Here is a 15,733-nt window from a genome sequence, read left to right as displayed (position 1 = left end):
CAACACCGGTGCTCGCTCGCTTCACTCGCTCGCACCGAGCCTCGGCCTCGCTTCGCTCGGCCGAGACACCGGTGCGCGCGAACGTCGCGTCTATCCCTTCATTCTCGACGCCCCAATAAGGATGTTACCTTTTCGGTCAGGCGACGAGGGAGGTCGATTCGCCGCCCTCTGCGGGGTTGTCGGGGGCGCTCCCGAGGAACTCGAACTCGAACTCCGACTCGGCCTCGGTCTCACCGTCGACGACGACGACCGTCACGTCCCGCTCGTCGGGGATGGCGACGCCTAACTCGCCGTCGGCGTCGGTCGTGCCGGCGGTCTCGCCGTTTATCGTCACCGTCGCGTTCTCCACGGGCGTCCCGTTCCGCGTGACGACCACCGTCACGTTCTCGCCGGCGGAGACGTTCCCGTCGAAGCTCACGGTGAGGTCGCTCTCGGCGTCGACTTCGGCGCGCTCGCCGTCGTCGGTCCCGTTTTCGCCCGCTTCGACCTCGGCGTTCGCCTCAGCCTCGGCCTCGGCTTCCGCGTCTGCCTTCTTTTCCGCGCCGACCTTCGTAATCGGCACGTCCGTCCCGGACTCGCTCACGACGGGCTTGAGGATGTACTTCCCGCTGCCGCCCGCCTCGAACGCCGTGATGTCGAAGACGAAGTCGACGGATTCGCCGTTGCCGACTTCGAAGTCCGTGTTGAGCTGAAGCTTGTTACTCGGGAGCTTCACGTTGACCCGTTCGCCGGTCTTCAGCGTCCCGTTCACGTCGCTCACGTGCACGAAGACCTTCGTGTAGTTGCCCTCCGGCACGTCGTACTCGCCGACGAGACTCGCGTTTTCGCCCTGCAGTTCGGTCAGGTCGACGGTCACGTTGTCGACCTCGTAGGTGACGCTCGATTCGCCTTCGGCCGCGTCGGTGTCGTTCGCGTCGACCGATTCTTCGACCTCGGCGTCGGCGTCGGCGTCAGCGTCGACCGACCCGTTGGTCGAGGCGGACGCGTTCGTCGCGTTCGCCGTCGCGTTGGCTTCGAGTTCGACCTCGACGCTCGCGTTCGCCTCCGCGTCGGCGTTCGTGTCGTTCTCGGCGGACTCGGAGTCTGCGTCCTCGGTTTCGACCTCGGTCTCCGACTCGGCGTCGCCGTCCGCGCGGACGAGCGTCACGCGTTCGATGGTGACGTTGAGGTGTTCGAAGTCGGCGATGGCGTTCTGCTCGTCGCTCACGTAGAAGTTCACGGTCCCCGTCCGGGCGGCGTCGCCGTCGGACGACGCGGTCGTCGTCGCGTCGGCGGCCCCGTCGGTCTGCGTCTCGGTCAGCGTGCCGGTCCCGCCCGCGCAGCCGGCCAGTACGACCATGAGCGCGAGCAAGACAGTCGCAAGTCCAGTACGTTTCATCGTGGGAGACCGTACTGGCCGAGAGAACTTTAGAAGGGTGTTCGTACGCCTCGGTTTTCACCGAATTTCGCCGAATTACGGCCTCAGTCGTCCGCGTGTGACTCGTTAAACTGTTTCGCCTTGTCGAGCAGTCCGGGGGAGATACCGGGCACGTCGTCGACGCTCACCGCGCCCTCGGCGCGAATCTCGTCGAGGCTCTTGGGGAACTCGCGGAGCTCCATGTGGATGGCGATGCCGGCTTTCGCTCCCTTGCCCATCGCCACCGGAATCTGGTTGTGACCGGGGGTGATGTCGCCGACCGCGAACACGCCGTCGACGTTGGTCCGGCCGTGGTCGTCCACCGGGACCGTCTCGTCGTCGTTGAGCTCCACGTCGAGCGCCTCGAACAGCGTCGTGTTGTAGTTCGAGCCGTACATGGCGAAGCCGCCTTTGTACTCGCGGACGGTGCCGTCTTCGAACTCGAAGCTCTCCAGCCAGCCGTCGTCGCGCTTCGTCATGCCCGAAATCTCCGATTCGACGATGTCGACGGGGTGCGCGCGGACGAGTTCGTCCGTCTCGTCGGACCACGTCGGCTCGTCGCCGCGGAGCAGCAGGTCCACCTCGTCGGTGAAGTTGAGCATTATCATGGCGACGTAGGCCGCGGAGTCCGAGTGGCCCATCACGTACACCGACTCGTCGACGAACATGTAGGCGTCGCAGTGCAGGCAGTAGTGCAGGCCCTTCCCGGTGCGGGGAAGTGGCGGGTCGGGTCGCTCGTCGTTGAAGCCGACGCCGAGGACGACGCGGTCGGCGACGAACTCGCCCTCGTTGCCGACGAGGCGGAACCGGCCGTCGTCCAACCGCTCCGCGTCGGTCACGAAGTCGCGGTGGATGTCGGTCCCGTAGTCTTCGAGTTGCCCGCGCGCCGTTTCGAGGAACTCGTTGCCGGAGACGTCCTCAGTGACGCCGATGACGTTGTGCGTGTCGAGCATCATGGCCGCGCGGCCGCCGCCGCGGTCCACGAGCGCGGTGTCGTGGCCCAGCCGCGTCGTGTAGAGCGCGGTCTGGAGCCCCGCGGGGCCGCCGCCAACGACGACAACCTCGTACTCCCGTGGTTCGTCGGTCTCGGTCATACACGGAGATTCGTCCCGGCGCTCTTAAGCCCACATCACCTGTGCGCGGCCGGCATCCACCCGGAACGTGTTAGCAATTAACACTGCGAGCCGCGCCCGCGACGCCCGCAATCCCCAACCGACGTTCAGCGGCCGGCGACGACGGCGTAGCAGTTCCCGCTGGACACCGTCGATTCGACGACTGCGAGGTCGCTCGCGTCGAGGTCGGCGTCGAACTCGTCGGGCGCGTAGATGTGGTAAAATCGGGGCACCGTCTCGCCGCCGGGGAGCGTCCAGTCGACCGTCGTGTCGAAGCCGTCCTCGCGGTCGAACGTGTCGTGGGCGGTGCTCCACGCGCTGACGACCGCGCGGCCGTCGGCGTCGAGCACGCGCGCGAGTTCGTTCAGGCTCGCCACGCGCGCCGCCCGCGGCGCGAGGTGGTGAATCGTCGCCACGTACACCGCGAGGTCGAAGGCGTCGTCGGCGAAGGGGAGCCGCGAGGCGTCGCCCTGCACGAGTCCGGCGTCGAAGCCGCGCTCGGCCGCTCTCGCGACCGCCTCGTCGAGCAGGCCGCGGCTCACGTCGAGGCCGACGACTTCCTCGGCGTGCGCGGCGAGGAGTTCCACGTGCCGGCCGTTGCCGCAGCCGAGGTCGAGCGCGCGGGCCGCCGCCCCCGACTCGGTCGCGTCGGCGACGAACGACTCGACTTCGGGCCACGGGTACTCGCGGGTCGACGCGAAGTGCGACGCGATGCGGTCGTACGTCTCGCGGACCCCGTCTCGGGGTTCGTCTCCGTCCATGCCGGTCGGTCGAGGCGGCGAGACAAAGACCGCACGGGTCGCGGGCGCGGCCGGCGGCTCCGGTCGTCGGCCGAGCCGCGCCGGTTCAGATGAACATGAACGTCACGTAGGTGATGACGAGCAGGACGGCGGCGTGTTTGACCCCGTCGGCGACCTGTCCCTCGCCGAGCTGTCCGGCGATGAGTCCCGAGCAGAGCCCCTGAATCGCCGTGACGTGGAAGAACAACAGCGTGTAGGAGGCGGTGTTCACGTCGCGGAGGCCGGAGAACGCGCCGGAGGTGACGCCCGCGACCTCGCCGGAGCCGATGGCACCGGCGCTGGCCTGCTCGACCGCCGGGATGAACGACACCGTCAACGCGGCGACGATGCCGAGGAAGACGAGAAACGAGATGTAGATGACGAGGAGGTAGGTGACCATCTCCTGGTTCCGCTCGCGGGCGAGTCGGCGGCTGTCTTGGGCCTCGTTGGCCGCGATGCGGAGCACGGGCGCGAGGTCGCCGCTCGCGCTCATCGCGTTGGTGATGAGCGTCACCGACCGCGACACCATCGGGCTCGTCGTCCGGCGGTCCATCCGCCGGAGCGCGGTCTGGGCGTCGGCCCCCCAGTCGATGTCGCGGACGGCTCGGTCGACCTCGTCGCCGAGGGGGCCGAGGTCCGACGCGGACACCCGGCGGAGGCTCTGAACGACCGTCAGCCCGGCCTCGTTGACGCTCGCGAGGCGGTCGAGGAAGTCGGGCATGCTCCGCTCGATGGCGCGAATCCGCCGCTTCCGAAGCTCGTGAAACGCCGAGACGACGACGAGCGCGCCGATTGCGGCCTCCACGACGTGTTGGTCCACCGCGTCGGCGACGCCGAGGAGCGTCGGGTCCGCGGGGAACGTGGTCCGCAGGGCGACCCAGACGAGCCCCAGCGGAACGGTGAGCGCGAGCGTGGCGAGCGGATGGCGGCCGAGGGTGTCGAGCGGGCGGTCGAACCAGTCGCGAACCGCGCGGAACCGGTCGTAGGCGGCGAGTCGCTCGCGGTTCGCGCGCCACGGGTCGCCTCCGGCGTCGGTCTCGCCGCCGTCGGTCGCCGGGGCCGAACCGACGCCGCCAGTCGCGTCGATGCGCCGGAGCGACGCGCCCGCGGTCTCCGCGTCGTCGTCGGCGACCGCCGCGCCCCGGAGCGACTCGGTGATGCTGTCGATGTAGACGACGAAGCCGAAACTCGCCAGCGGGATGCCGAGGTAGCCGACGATTCGGATGAGCGTCAGCGTGTCCGCGAGGACGAGACCGATGACGACGAGGACGGTGATGAAAAACAGCGGCCCGGCCACGAGGACGGTGACGTACACCTCGGCGAACGTCGACAGGAGGTCGAGATACTGCTGTTGTTGAGCCTCCGCCTCCGCCTGAAACCGCTCGTACTGCTCTTGGAGGAACGACGAGAGGTTGCGACCGCTCCCCAGCACGCTGGCGAGGTTCTCGGCGAACTCTTCGAGGCTCGGACTCGGCGTCCGCGTGGCCATCGTCTGGAGGGCGGAGAGCACGTCGGTGCCGAAGGCGTCCATGTCGCGGACGACGATGCTGACCTCCCGCGCCGCCTCGCCGTAGATTGCCTCGTTTCGGGCCAGCGTCTCCAGCACCTGCGGGAACGGCATCCCCGACCGCGACAGCGCGAAGACGAACGCGACCGTCCGCGGGAGCGTCGCCTCGATTTCCGACGAGCGGGTGCGGGCGCGCTCGGTGAGGACGTACCACCGACCCCAGTAGACGCCGAGCGCGAGGAGCGCCCCGAGCGTCGCGCTCGAAAGCAAGAGCGCGAGAAACAGGTCGCGGAGCGGGAGCGCCTGGATGCTCGTGAGCCCGCCGAGGAAGCCGAGGGCGGCCGGAAGAACTTCGCGAATCGCCTCGGACTGAACGGCGAGCGTTTCGAGGGTCACCGCGGCGAGATAGACGCCGAAGACGCTCCCGGCGACGCCGAAGACGGCCGCCATGAGGAGCGTCCGCGAGGCGTACACGCGGTGGGTGACGCTCACGTGGGCCGCTCGCAGTTGGTTTCGCTGCTCCCTGCGCCGGGGGTTCTCGTTGGCGACGTAGAAGCCGAAGACGGAGAGGGCGACCCGCGAGACGAGGAGGTCGGCCGAACGGCTCACCGGCGACAGGACGACGGGGAGAACGAGGAGGACGGCGAGAACGAGGGGGAGCAGGTACAGGTACTGCGCGGCGGCCATCTCAGGCCTCCGTGCCGGCGTCGACGATGTCCTCGTCGGCCTCGACGCGCCGCATCACGTCCTCGGAGTCCGCGTAGTACTCGTTGATGAGCGCGGTAAAGCGCCGGTAGTCCGAGACGTCCTTGTCGAGGAGGTACTTGAGGAACACCTCGCGGCGACGGAGTTCCCGACGGAGCTCCGTCCGCGACCAGCCGTTCTCGCGCTGGATTTCGGTGAGCAGCGAGCTGTCGTTCTGACTGAACGTGTCGGTCTCTGGCTCCCACGCGAACGCCGACGAGTAGTCGAGTTCGCCGGTCCGCTGGTCGATGTCGCCGATTTCGCCGATGGTCTGCGAGCGGCGGACGCGCTCGCCGTCGTGGCGGGTGAGCGTCTGGACGCACAGCAGGTCGAGCGACTGCACCATCGCGCGCGGGACGTTGATGGGCTCGTTTTCGAGGCGGTTGATGACCGTCTCGATGCTGTCGGCGTGCATCGTCGAGAACGTCGTGTGCCCCGTGTTCATCGCCTGGAACAGCGTCACGGCCTCGTCGCCGCGGACCTCGCCGACGATGATGTACTCGGGGCGGTGCCGGAGCGCCGAGCGAAGCAGGTCGTACATCGAGATGTCGGTCCCTTCGTGGAGGCGCTCGCGGGTGACAGACGACAGCCAGTTATCGTGGTAGAGCGCGAGTTCGCGGGTGTCCTCGATGGACAGCACCTTCGACCGCGGGGGGACGAACATCGACACCGCGTTCATCGAGGTTGTCTTCCCCGAGGCGGTGCCGCCCGCGAAGATGAGGCTCTTGTTGTGTTCGATACAGAGCCACAGGTAGGCCATCTGCTCGATGGAGAACGTGCCGTAGCGAACGAGGTCGATGGGCGTGAACGGCTCTTCGGCGTAGAGGCGGATGGTGAAAGCCGACCCGCGCGGGGTGACCTCCTCGCCGAGGGCCAACTCGGCGCGCGCGCCGTTCGGGAGCGTCGTCCCGAGCACGGGGTCGCCGACGCTGATGTGCTGGCCGGAGCGCTGGGCGAGGCGGATGACGAAGTTGTCGAGTTCCTCGGCCTCGAACGAGACGTTGGTGGCGATGTCCGTGTACTCGTCGTGGTAGACGAAAAGCGGCAGGTCGTAGCCGTCACACGAGATGTCCTCGATGTGCGGGTCCTTCATCAGCGGGTCCAGGCGACCGTAGCCGTGGAAGTCCCGCCGGAGGTAGTACAACAGCGTGTAGAAGGTGTTCATGTCGAGTTCCAGCCCGTACTGTTCGAGAAGCGACTGGAGCTCTTCGACGAGCGCCGACTCGGTCCGCGGGTCCGCCTCGCGGCGGTACAAAAGCGGGTCGCGCACGTCGGTTCGAACGCGTTCGAGCAGCGACGCCTCGAACTCGTCGAGGTCGGGTTCGACGGTGTGGTACTGGTGGGCGGTCGCGTCCGTGTCGTAGGTGACGACGACGTAGGCGAAGGGGGCGTTCACCCAGTAACGCTCGACCTCCTCGTGGCCCTCGGGAATCTCGTAGGTCCCGAGCGGCGTGTCGTCCGGCGTCAGCGGGAGCACGTCGAGCTTCGACCCCCGGAGCATCTCCGCGGTCCGGCGCAGGAGCCGCTGGGTCTCGGCGGTCGCGGCGTCGAACTCCCCGTCGGCGAGGAGTCTCAACACCCCTCGGTCGCCCCGCGGGTCGCGCGTCGCCTTCGTCTCGCTCGTGATATCTCGTGCCATCGTCACCCGGTTGGTTGGTCGGGAGGTATGGGGGGTTGGAACTTAAAAGGTCCGCGCGGGAGACTGTCACTCGGCGAGAACGACCCGGCCCGCGGCTCGCGTTCAGGTCCGGTCGACCGTCAGGAGCACGCCGGCGAGAACGAGCGAGATGACGACGCCGAGCGGGAGCGGGATGCCCGGAAGCCCGCGCGTCGCGAGCAGATACGTCGACGCGGCGAGGACGACGCCGACGACGCCGAGGAGGCCGCCGAGGACCCGAACGGGGTCGACCGGCCCGGCTTCGACCCGCTCGTCGCGCAGGTAGTAGACCAGCGAGAACAGGACCGCGAGCGCCAGGACGGCCGCGCCGACGACCCACGCCTGGTAGGCGACCGCGACGGTCTGTCCCGACTGGAGCGACAGCGCGGACAGCGGGCTCCTGACCGCGACGCGGCTGGAGAGGCCCCACGCGAACTGAATCTCGGCGAAGGGGAACCGGACGAAAAGCAGGCTCACGCCCGAGAGGTTCGGCGTGTACGTGACGTTCCACGGGAGGAGCGCACAGAGCCACGTCGAGACGACGGCCAGCGCACCCGCGTGTTCGGAGCGGACCCAGACCATAGGACAATCGCACGGGCTGACAGGTAAAAACTACCGACAGTAGGGGCGGGCCGACGAGACGACGGGGCCGCGGTCGGGAACGAACACGCCCGGCCACCCCTCAGGAGAGCCGTTCGGGGTCGCCGTGAGTCAGGTCGCTCGCCTCGGCGTCGCCGGTGTTGAGCGTCTCGGTCGGCTCGACGAGGAGGACCTCGGTCGGTTCGAGCGCCACGGGCCGGTGTTCGACGCCGCGGGGGACCACGAGGAGGTCGCCCGACCCGAGTACCGCGTCGTCGCGGTCGCGGAACTCGATTCGAAGCCGCCCGTCGCGGACGAGGAACAGCTCGTCGGTCTCGTCGTGGGCGTGCCAGACGAACTCGCCGTCGAGTTTCGCGACCTTCACCGCGTAGTCGTTCAGCTCCGCGGCGATTCTCGGGGCCCACGTCTCGTCGAACGACGCGAAGCTCTCGTCGAGGTTGACGGGTTCCATATACGGTCCGCTCGCGGCGGCGGCCGATAACCGTTGCGTCGAGAGCGCGTCGAACCGGCGTAATCGGCCGGTTTCGGCGTCGGAACGAGGGTCCGGCGGCGTCACGTTAATAGGCCGCGCAGTACAATCGACAGTACGGAATGCGGCGTGACTACTTCGAACTCGATGTCCGCGATGTCGATTGGTACGAGGACGACGGCGACCCTCGCCAACCGACGGTATCTATCGACTTCTACGGCCCGGCCGAGGAGCTCCGGTCGCGGTTCCTCTCGACCAGCGGCGACGTGCTCGCCGCGGAGGAACTGGACGTCTCCTTTCGGCTGCAAGACTCCGTCGACGACTCCGACGCCCGAGGCGTCGTGAGCGTGACGGACCGACTCACCGGCGACTACGTCCTCGAACTCAACGCCCGCGCCGACGACGTGTTGGACTTCATCCGCGCGGCCCGCGAGTACGGGCGCGCCGCGGGCGACGACGAGGGCCGCTACCGCGTCGACGTGGCCATCGAGGGCGACCACTTCGAGACCTTCGAGAAATCGACGTTCCTCGTCTACGACGGCGACGGGACGCTCCTGCGGAGCCAGAGCCTCATCCCCTCGGGCGTCGAACTCTGACCGAGGCCCTCGGCGGGGCGACCGCGCGGACGACGTTCTCTCTCGACGCGTCCCTCACGCTCGTTCGTGTACGATATCGGGGCGAACCACGTCTTCTTTACCGACCGCTCCCACAGAGAGTACCGTGAGAAACGTAACCGACCGCACGAGAAACCCGTTCGACATGCGACCGTCGTGTGACCGGTACGTCCCCGGCTACGGCGACGCCAACGCCGACTTCCACGTCATCGGCGACCACCCCGGCGTCCACGGGGGCATCGAGACCGGTATCCCCTTTTCGGGGGATGCGGGCGACAGACTGTTCCCGGCGCTCGAAGACGGCGAGTTGCTGGTCGAGGCGGGCGACGAACCGACGGTGAACCGCACGTTCTTCTCGTATCTGCATATGTGCGTGCCGGACGGGACGCCGTCGGCGGCCGACTACACCGACATGGAGCGCTTTTTCGACGCGGAACTCCGCGCCATCGCCGCCCACGTCCTCCTGCCGGTCGGCGCGGTGGCGACGAAGCACGTCCTGAACAACTACACGTCCGTCGGCTGGAAGACCGACGTCGACATGGAGACGCTCCACGGGAAAGAACTCCGCGGGAGCGGCTTTCTCGTGTTGCCCATCAAGGACCCCGACGAGTGGGACGACGGCGACCACGACGAACTCGTCGCCGGCCTGCTGGAGCTCCAGTCGACCGACTTCCGCCGCGAGTCAGACCTCGGTCGCTTCATGCCCGGAGCGGACCCGTACCTGGTCAGATAGCGTATTTTCCGCCGTATTCGACCGTCGTCCGCGGATTCGATAGATTCTTCACGATTCTGCCGTTCGTTCGTCCAGTAACAACCATGAAGGTTACGATATGTTCAGTTGATGCGGCTATATGACTCACATAAGAGCATATTTATCCAGTCGTTCTGGAGGGCGTGGTTCTAATTGGCGATAACAAAGGACTTTTTACAACTAGTGTCCAACGTGGTGTTGACGCGCGTGGTTCGATTCACTTCCGCCGGGCGCGTCAGGCAGCTGTGAGACTGGTGCTCCTCACAGTGGCTTGGTCAGTCCGGGGACCTGCGCTCGGCCGCGGTCCCCGCTCTTAACTCAGACGCGAGCGACAGCTCGGTTTCTCGCCGTCACGCGACCGCGTAATACCTCCCGAGAGCGGTCGCTGTCGGATTAGAGCCTGTCCGCGAGTCGCTTCAGCGCGCCGTATCCGTACGCCGTGACCGGTTCGCCGTGTCCCATGGCGACCACGTCGACCGGCGGACAGCGTGCCACGAACTCGCGGACGCTCCGCCTGTTCTCCGCGGCGTCGGTCGCGAGTACCCCCGGCAACAGCCCGAGGCTCCCGTTCGACTCGCGGACCATGTCGCCGACGAACGCGACGCCGTGGTCCTCGTGGACGAACGCGGTGTGACCGGGAGTGTGTCCGGGCGTCCGATACGCGACGAAGCCGCCGAGCTCGTCGCCGTCGCGGACGACCTCCACGGGGTTCGTCGGTCGGTCGAGAAACGACGTGAGCACGCGCTGCGCCGCGCCCTTCGCCGACCGGAGCGACGGCTTCGACGCGCCGGTCAGGTGCGAGGCGTCCGGCTCGGCGAGGTGAATCGGCACGTCGTCGCGGAGGCTGAGCGAGGCGAGCGTCCCGACGTGGTCGAGGTCGAAGTGGGTCACGAGCACCCGGTCGATAGCGCCGGGGTCGAGGTCCACGCGGGCGAGACCGCGGAGGAGTCGGCCGCGGTCCCGCGGCGTCCCGGCGTCGACGAGCACCGTCTCCGAGCCGTCGGAGACGAGGTACGCGTTCACGCCGCGGAGTCGGAACCGCCGGACCGAGTCGGTCGGGATGGCCATACCGAACCGTCGGACGCGAACGACAAAAATCGTGGGCGACGGCGACGCCGCGGTTCGAGACGTTACCGCGAGGCGAAGAGATACCGACCCGCGTCGACGACGAATCCGCCGGCTCCGAGGAGCGGACAGACGACGAACCCGAGGAGGTCGACCGCGACGGGTCGCCCGACGCCGACCGCGCCGGCCGCCACGAGCGCCAGCGGCACGGTCGCCGCGAGCGCGTAGAACCACGTGGTCCACGCGTGGCCGAACCGAGCGATGACAGCGGCGAGCGAGACGGCGAGCAGCGCCGCCGCGACCGGGAAGACGAGCACCGTCGGCGTCGACGTCGAGGCCGCGGCTTGCAGGGCCGCGAGGCTCGGCAGCGACAGCGGCGACGACGCGAGGAGTCCAGCGGCGGGCGCGGCGGTGTCGAGCGACGCGAGCGCGGTCACGAATCCCGCGCCGTCGCCCGCGAGGTGCCACGCGAAGCCGCCGAGGTACGCGAGGAGCGCGAGGAGCGAGACGCCCCACCCGTACCAAAGCGGGTTCGTCGACCCGGACGCGGTCGCGGCCGCCGACTCGGACCCGCCGCGCTCGCGTTCGAACCGGCCGGTCGTCCCCGTCCGACCGGACTGCGAGTTTCGGGCGCGGGTGCGCGAGGACCCGCCCGCGGTGGTCGACTGTGTGGAGCCCGTGGACCGCGACGAGGACGACGAGGAAGCCGACCCCGAGGTGCGCGAGCGACTCGTCCGATTCGACCGCGACGAACTCGCGGTCGAGGACGAAGACGACGCGCGTCCGGAACTCGACCGTCGGGAGGACGACGACCGGGACGACGAAGAAGTGGACCGCGACGAGGACGACGAGGACGAAGACGATGTTGTGGACGAAGACGACCGCCCCGACGACCGACTCGAAGTCGACCGGTCGCCGGCGTTCGACCCGCCGGAACCGCCGTCCTCTCCGGCTTTCCCGGGGTATTTGAACTTCGTCAGACCGTCGAGGCGCTTCTCGACGTACGTCCCGTGACCCATCCGGTCGTAGTCGGCGCGCTCGGCGTCGTCGGTGAGGACTTCGTAGGCCTTCCGGACGACGGTGAACTGCGCGGTCGCTCGCTCGTCGTCGTTGACGTCGGGGTGGTACTCCCGAGCGCGCTGACGAAAGGCCTGCTTTATCTCCGCCGTCTCGGCGTCGCGTTCGACCCCGAGGAGTTCGTAGAAGTCCACCGGCATTCGACGTGCGATTCGATGCAACGCCGGCTTTTGAATGTACCGGGCGTTCGGTCGGCAAGCCGGGCCGTCAACGGACCGGTCGACGGCGACCTCCCGACAAACCGCGGGACGCTGGGGCCGCCAAGACCATTCGGAATAATCATGAAGCTCGACGGCCAGGTGGCCGCATGGAACGGATACGGCTGGGTAACACCGTCTTCGAGGGCTTGAACAACGCCTACCTCCTCCCCGGCGACCGGCCGACGCTGGTCGACGCCGGCGTCGCGACCGACTCGGTTCGCCGAGACCTCCGCGAGGGACTCGACGCGGCCGGCTACGGGGTCGCCGACCTCGAAGCAATCGTCCTCACCCACTGGCACGCCGACCACGCCGGTCTCGCGGGCGAACTGCAGGCCGAAAGCGGCGCGCCGGTGTACGTCCACGCCGACGACGCGGGCATCGTCGCGGGCGACCCAGACGCCATCGCGGCCGAGCGCGAGATTCGCGAGCGCCGCTTCGGGGAGTGGCGTATTCCCGAGGAACCGCTCGCCGAAGTGACCGCGTTCCTCGACGGCCACGACGACCTCCGAGGCGACCGGGTCGACGTGACGCCCGTCGAGGACGGCGACCGCATCGCCGCCGGCGACGGCGACCTCGAAGTCGTCCACCTCCCCGGCCACGCCGCGGGGCTGAGCGCCTTCGCCTTCGACGGCGAGCGCGGCCGCGAGGCGTTCGTCGGCGACGCGATTCTCCCGAAGTACACCCCGAACGTCGGCGGCGCGGACCTCCGGGTCGACCGCCCGCTCGAAACCTACCTCGACAGCCTCGCGCGCCTCGTCGACCTCGACTTCGCGCGGGCGTGGCCCGGCCACCGCGACCCCATCGACGACCCCGCCGGCCGGGCGCGCGTCATCGCCGAGCACCACCGCGAGCGCACCGAGCGCGTCGTCTCGGTCCTCGACGAACACGGCCCGGCCGACGCGTGGACCGTGAGCGCGCGCCTGTTCGGCGACCTCTCGGCCATCCACATCCTCCACGGCCCCGGCGAGGCGTTCGCCCACTTGGACCACCTCGTCGCCGAGGGCGTCGTCGCGGCCCCAGACGGCGACGGGCGGTACGAACTCCTCGACGCGGACCCGGACTTCGACGAACTGGTCGCGGTCCCCGAGACGAAACGTTAAAACGCCGCTGGAGGGAACGGAGAGCCATGGAACTGCGGGTCATCGACAAGACCGACGAGGAACTCCGCATCGAAATCGGCGGCGAGGACCACACCTTCATGAACGTCCTGAAGGGCGAACTCCTCCAGACCGACACCGTCACGGCCGCGACCTACGACGTGAACCCCGAGCAGTCCGGCGGACAGACGGACCCCGTCCTCTCCATCAAGACGGAGCCCGGCGTCGACCCCCTCGACGCGCTCGCGGAGGCCGCCCGCGGCGTCCAGCGCACCGCCGACGACTTCACCGACGCCTACCGCGCCGGTATCGACGCGTAATCTGCGGGTTCTCTCTCGTTTCGCTCCGACCGTGAGCGGCGCGTTTCTCGGTTACTCGTCTCCGCCGCCCGGTCCCTCGTAGTCCTTCTCGCCGGCTTCGATACGGACTTCGAGCCAGTTCTCCATCGGGACGAGCGGACACTCGTAGCGCGGCGAGTAGGCGCAAAACGGGTTGTACGCGTCGTTGAAGTCGACGACCCACCGACCGTCGTCGGTCCGGTCCGCGGCTTCGAGGTCGAGGTAGCGGCCGGCCCCGTAGGTCTCCTCGGTGTTCGTCTCGTCGCGGAAGGGAACCCACAGGCGGTCCTCGTCGGCGTCGGCGCGATAGGCGTCGAGGGAGTATGCCTCTCCGTCGACCTCGAACTCGAAGCGCCCCCACGCGAGGTACTCGCGCTCGCCGTCGGTCGAGGTGCCGATGGTGATGCGCTCGGGGTCGTCGTACGCCCGGAGTTCGAGTTCGAACCGGAGGGCGGGGTCGGGGTCGAAGTAGTCGAGGCCGTCGAAGAACTCCCGCTGGTCCGGCGGAATCGGCGAGTTTCGGTCCGCGGCGAGATAGCGGTCCTTCTCTTCGCGGTGCGTTCGGAGGGCGTCGAGCCACGCGTCGTCGGTCATCTCGGGTCGAGATACGGCGCGCGAGCGGGTTAAGATTAGTTCCGACTGTGCGGGGGGCGCACGACCGGCGGGCAGGGTCGGTGGCGGGCAGGGTCAGTGGCGGGCGGGGCCGGCGGCGGGCGCGGAAAGAGGGACGAAGAAGAGCGAAGAGAGACGAAGAGTGTCGGAGAAGGGACGCGGACGCTTACAGTCGCACCGGCACGTCGCGCTCGTCGAGGTACTCCTTGACGTCCCGAATGGTGTACTCGTCGAAGTGGAAGATGGAGGCGGCGAGACCGGCGTCCGCGCCGGCCTCGCTGAAGACCTCGTACATGTCTTCGGGGCCGCCACAGCCGGAGGAGGCGATGACGGGCGTCGAGACGCTGTCGCAGACGGCCTTCGTCAGCGGGATGTCGTAGCCGTCTTTCGTCCCGTCGGCGTCGATGGAGTTGATGAACAGCTCGCCCGCGCCGCGCGATTCGGCCTCGCGGGCCCACTCGACCACGTCGACGCCGGTTCCCTCGCGGCCGCCTTTGACCGTACACTCGAACCAGCAGGACTCGCCGTCGACCTCGACGTAGTGCTCGCCGTCCTCGTCGTAGCGTCGCCGGGCGTCCACCGAGATGACGATGCACTGGCTGCCGAAGGAGCGCGCGCCCTCCTCGATGAGGTCGGGGTTCTGGAGCGCCGCGGTGTTGATAGAGACCTTGTCCGCGCCGGCGCGGAGCGTCTCTTTGATGTCGTCGCGGGTGCGGATACCGCCGCCGACGGTCAGCGGGATGAACACCTCGTCTGCGACCTTCGAGACGGTGTCGAGCATCGTCTCGCGCCCCTCTGCGGAGGCGGTGATGTCGAGGAAGACGAACTCGTCCGCGCCCGCCTCGTTGTACAGTTTGGCCATCTCGACCGGGTCGCCCGTGTACTTCAGGTCCTCGAAGTTGACGCCGGTGTAGACGGCCGGGTTCCCGTCCTCGTCGAGGTCGACGTCGATACAGGGGATGATGCGCTTCGTGAGCATTCGCTACCGAATCGTTGGCGAAAGAGCCGTTTCACCGTTTCGACTACGGCAGGTGGTGGGCGGGATTCCGACCACCTCGACGAGTCGCCCGGTGACCGCGAGACTGAGCCGGTTCCCTCGCCGTTCCCCGCGGTAGAGCCACCTTGATGACCCGTCCGTGAGAACCACGACGCGATTCCAGTCCGAACGATGGTGGATTCAGCCGAGCTACTCAGCCTGCTGGTGGTCGTCGAGTTCGTGGTGATGGCCGCGATAGTGGCGCTTCTGGTCCCGCTCGACGCCGCGATTCCGTTCCTCCCGCTCGCGCTCGCGTTTGTGGTCGTGCTGTATCTGTCCCGGACCTGACCGTGCTGTTCCGGTCCTGCCCCGTCCGGCGAGGCGTTCTCCCGCGACTGGCTGCCGACTCGTCGGCCGCGGCGGTCGCGCCGTCCGCGGACGACGGTTAGGTGCGTTTTTGTACCGCGAACCCGTCGCCCCGCGTATGAGCGACGACCACGACCACGGCGACCACGGACACGACGACCACCACGCGGACGAGGACGCCCGCGTCACCTCCCCGATGCAGGACTTCTCGATGAGTCAGGTCACGACCGGTATCCTCGTTCTCGTCGTCGGCCTCGTCGTCGTGTTCGGCCTCCCGCTGGCGCTGGCGTAAGCGCGCTCGGGACCCCCGGAACCGGCAATTTGTACGAACTTCCGCGTTCTCTCCGCTTTTACGACCCCCGGCGCTACGACC

Annotated in this window: 17 protein-coding genes; 6 read left to right on the top strand and 11 right to left on the bottom strand. The window is 68.2% G+C overall.

The window, feature by feature from the left end; all coding sequences use genetic code 11:
- Nucleotides 1-136: 136 nt before the first annotated feature.
- The 7 genes from C454_RS17275 to C454_RS17245 form a co-directional block, all read right to left on the bottom strand.
- Nucleotides 137-1,339 (bottom strand): DUF4382 domain-containing protein, encoded by a 1,203-nt coding sequence (locus C454_RS17275; RefSeq protein WP_049905255.1) that lies wholly within the window; start codon nucleotides 1,337-1,339, stop codon nucleotides 137-139.
- A 122-nt stretch (nucleotides 1,340-1,461) separates the two neighbouring features.
- Nucleotides 1,462-2,490 (bottom strand): NAD(P)/FAD-dependent oxidoreductase, encoded by a 1,029-nt coding sequence (locus tag C454_RS17270; protein WP_004977584.1) that lies wholly within the window; start codon nucleotides 2,488-2,490, stop codon nucleotides 1,462-1,464.
- A gap of 125 nt (nucleotides 2,491-2,615) precedes the next feature.
- A complete protein-coding gene (locus C454_RS17265) occupies nucleotides 2,616-3,269 on the bottom strand; it encodes a class I SAM-dependent methyltransferase (RefSeq protein WP_004977582.1) in 654 nt (217 codons plus the stop codon).
- Nucleotides 3,270-3,354: 85 nt separating this feature from the next.
- Nucleotides 3,355-5,481 (bottom strand): type II secretion system F family protein, encoded by a 2,127-nt coding sequence (locus C454_RS17260; protein WP_004977580.1) that lies wholly within the window; start codon nucleotides 5,479-5,481, stop codon nucleotides 3,355-3,357.
- A gap of 1 nt (nucleotide 5,482) precedes the next feature.
- Entirely contained in the window at nucleotides 5,483-7,177 is a 1,695-nt protein-coding gene (locus C454_RS17255) for a type II/IV secretion system ATPase subunit (protein WP_004977579.1), read from the bottom strand.
- A gap of 102 nt (nucleotides 7,178-7,279) precedes the next feature.
- Nucleotides 7,280-7,777: a DUF7549 family protein gene (locus C454_RS17250; protein WP_004977578.1), complete on the bottom strand. Its 498-nt coding sequence runs from the start codon at nucleotides 7,775-7,777 to the stop codon at nucleotides 7,280-7,282.
- 100 nt (nucleotides 7,778-7,877) lie between these two features.
- Complete coding sequence (locus tag C454_RS17245; RefSeq protein ID WP_049905254.1) at nucleotides 7,878-8,246, bottom strand: cupin domain-containing protein; 369 nt, start codon at nucleotides 8,244-8,246, stop codon at nucleotides 7,878-7,880.
- A gap of 140 nt (nucleotides 8,247-8,386) precedes the next feature.
- Between C454_RS17245 and C454_RS17240 the strand changes: the two genes are divergently transcribed.
- Together C454_RS17240 and C454_RS17235 are read left to right on the top strand one after the other, a co-directional pair.
- Nucleotides 8,387-8,860: a DUF5793 family protein gene (locus tag C454_RS17240; protein ID WP_004977575.1), complete on the top strand. Its 474-nt coding sequence runs from the start codon at nucleotides 8,387-8,389 to the stop codon at nucleotides 8,858-8,860.
- A 124-nt stretch (nucleotides 8,861-8,984) separates the two neighbouring features.
- A complete protein-coding gene (locus C454_RS17235; protein WP_004977574.1) occupies nucleotides 8,985-9,611 on the top strand; it encodes a uracil-DNA glycosylase family protein in 627 nt (208 codons plus the stop codon).
- A gap of 411 nt (nucleotides 9,612-10,022) precedes the next feature.
- On the opposite strand, the gene C454_RS17230 is transcribed toward C454_RS17235, so the two are convergent.
- Both C454_RS17230 and C454_RS17225 read right to left on the bottom strand, forming a co-directional pair.
- A complete protein-coding gene (locus tag C454_RS17230; RefSeq protein WP_004977573.1) occupies nucleotides 10,023-10,697 on the bottom strand; it encodes an MBL fold metallo-hydrolase in 675 nt (224 codons plus the stop codon).
- A gap of 62 nt (nucleotides 10,698-10,759) precedes the next feature.
- Nucleotides 10,760-11,911 carry a J domain-containing protein gene (locus C454_RS17225; protein WP_004977572.1) on the bottom strand — a complete coding sequence of 384 codons (1,152 nt, stop codon included), beginning with the start codon at nucleotides 11,909-11,911 and terminating at the stop codon, nucleotides 10,760-10,762.
- A 167-nt stretch (nucleotides 11,912-12,078) separates the two neighbouring features.
- Between C454_RS17225 and C454_RS17220 the strand changes: the two genes are divergently transcribed.
- On the top strand, nucleotides 12,079-13,071 hold the full coding sequence (locus C454_RS17220; protein WP_004977571.1) for an MBL fold metallo-hydrolase: 993 nt from the start codon (nucleotides 12,079-12,081) through the stop codon (nucleotides 13,069-13,071).
- A gap of 26 nt (nucleotides 13,072-13,097) precedes the next feature.
- Nucleotides 13,098-13,388, top strand: a complete 291-nt coding sequence (locus C454_RS17215; protein WP_004970976.1) for a DNA-directed RNA polymerase subunit L — start codon at nucleotides 13,098-13,100, stop codon at nucleotides 13,386-13,388.
- Nucleotides 13,389-13,439: 51 nt separating this feature from the next.
- Here C454_RS17215 and C454_RS17210 read toward each other — a convergent pair whose 3' ends face one another.
- Together C454_RS17210 and hisF are read right to left on the bottom strand one after the other, a co-directional pair.
- On the bottom strand, nucleotides 13,440-14,000 hold the full coding sequence (locus tag C454_RS17210; RefSeq protein ID WP_004977570.1) for a DUF1684 domain-containing protein: 561 nt from the start codon (nucleotides 13,998-14,000) through the stop codon (nucleotides 13,440-13,442).
- A gap of 184 nt (nucleotides 14,001-14,184) precedes the next feature.
- Complete coding sequence (gene hisF / locus C454_RS17205; RefSeq protein ID WP_004977569.1) at nucleotides 14,185-14,997, bottom strand: imidazole glycerol phosphate synthase subunit HisF; 813 nt, start codon at nucleotides 14,995-14,997, stop codon at nucleotides 14,185-14,187.
- 189 nt (nucleotides 14,998-15,186) lie between these two features.
- Here hisF and C454_RS20860 point away from each other — a divergent pair, with 189 nt between their 5' ends.
- Together C454_RS20860 and C454_RS20855 are read left to right on the top strand one after the other, a co-directional pair.
- Nucleotides 15,187-15,342: a hypothetical protein gene (locus tag C454_RS20860; RefSeq protein WP_004977568.1), complete on the top strand. Its 156-nt coding sequence runs from the start codon at nucleotides 15,187-15,189 to the stop codon at nucleotides 15,340-15,342.
- A gap of 136 nt (nucleotides 15,343-15,478) precedes the next feature.
- On the top strand, nucleotides 15,479-15,652 hold the full coding sequence (locus C454_RS20855) for a DUF7550 family protein (protein WP_162832764.1): 174 nt from the start codon (nucleotides 15,479-15,481) through the stop codon (nucleotides 15,650-15,652).
- The last annotated feature ends 81 nt before the right edge of the window (nucleotides 15,653-15,733 follow it).

This window comes from Haloferax gibbonsii ATCC 33959 (genome assembly GCF_000336775.1).
GTDB classification, from domain to species: Archaea; Halobacteriota; Halobacteria; order Halobacteriales; family Haloferacaceae; genus Haloferax; species Haloferax gibbonsii.
The sequence above is the reverse complement of the archived record's forward strand: the minus strand, read 5'-3'. Positions and strand labels throughout refer to the sequence as shown.

What these genes read in the sequence shown, in the direction of transcription:
- C454_RS17245 (WP_049905254.1), bottom strand. Translation starts at nt 8,246, where the DNA reads ATGGAACCCGTCAACCTCGACGAGAGCTTCGCGTCGTTCGACGAGACG.
- C454_RS17250 (WP_004977578.1), bottom strand. Translation starts at nt 7,777, where the DNA reads ATGGTCTGGGTCCGCTCCGAACACGCGGGTGCGCTGGCCGTCGTCTCG.
- C454_RS17270 (WP_004977584.1), bottom strand. Translation starts at nt 2,490, where the DNA reads ATGACCGAGACCGACGAACCACGGGAGTACGAGGTTGTCGTCGTTGGC.
- C454_RS17240 (WP_004977575.1), top strand. Translation starts at nt 8,387, where the DNA reads ATGCGGCGTGACTACTTCGAACTCGATGTCCGCGATGTCGATTGGTAC.
- hisF (WP_004977569.1), bottom strand. Translation starts at nt 14,997, where the DNA reads ATGCTCACGAAGCGCATCATCCCCTGTATCGACGTCGACCTCGACGAG.
- C454_RS17215 (WP_004970976.1), top strand. Translation starts at nt 13,098, where the DNA reads ATGGAACTGCGGGTCATCGACAAGACCGACGAGGAACTCCGCATCGAA.
- C454_RS17265 (WP_004977582.1), bottom strand. Translation starts at nt 3,269, where the DNA reads ATGGACGGAGACGAACCCCGAGACGGGGTCCGCGAGACGTACGACCGC.
- C454_RS17255 (WP_004977579.1), bottom strand. Translation starts at nt 7,177, where the DNA reads ATGGCACGAGATATCACGAGCGAGACGAAGGCGACGCGCGACCCGCGG.
- C454_RS17225 (WP_004977572.1), bottom strand. Translation starts at nt 11,911, where the DNA reads ATGCCGGTGGACTTCTACGAACTCCTCGGGGTCGAACGCGACGCCGAG.
- C454_RS20860 (WP_004977568.1), top strand. Translation starts at nt 15,187, where the DNA reads ATGGTGGATTCAGCCGAGCTACTCAGCCTGCTGGTGGTCGTCGAGTTC.
- C454_RS20855 (WP_162832764.1), top strand. Translation starts at nt 15,479, where the DNA reads ATGAGCGACGACCACGACCACGGCGACCACGGACACGACGACCACCAC.
- C454_RS17220 (WP_004977571.1), top strand. Translation starts at nt 12,079, where the DNA reads ATGGAACGGATACGGCTGGGTAACACCGTCTTCGAGGGCTTGAACAAC.
- C454_RS17260 (WP_004977580.1), bottom strand. Translation starts at nt 5,481, where the DNA reads ATGGCCGCCGCGCAGTACCTGTACCTGCTCCCCCTCGTTCTCGCCGTC.
- C454_RS17210 (WP_004977570.1), bottom strand. Translation starts at nt 14,000, where the DNA reads ATGACCGACGACGCGTGGCTCGACGCCCTCCGAACGCACCGCGAAGAG.
- C454_RS17275 (WP_049905255.1), bottom strand. Translation starts at nt 1,339, where the DNA reads ATGGTCGTACTGGCCGGCTGCGCGGGCGGGACCGGCACGCTGACCGAG.
- C454_RS17230 (WP_004977573.1), bottom strand. Translation starts at nt 10,697, where the DNA reads ATGGCCATCCCGACCGACTCGGTCCGGCGGTTCCGACTCCGCGGCGTG.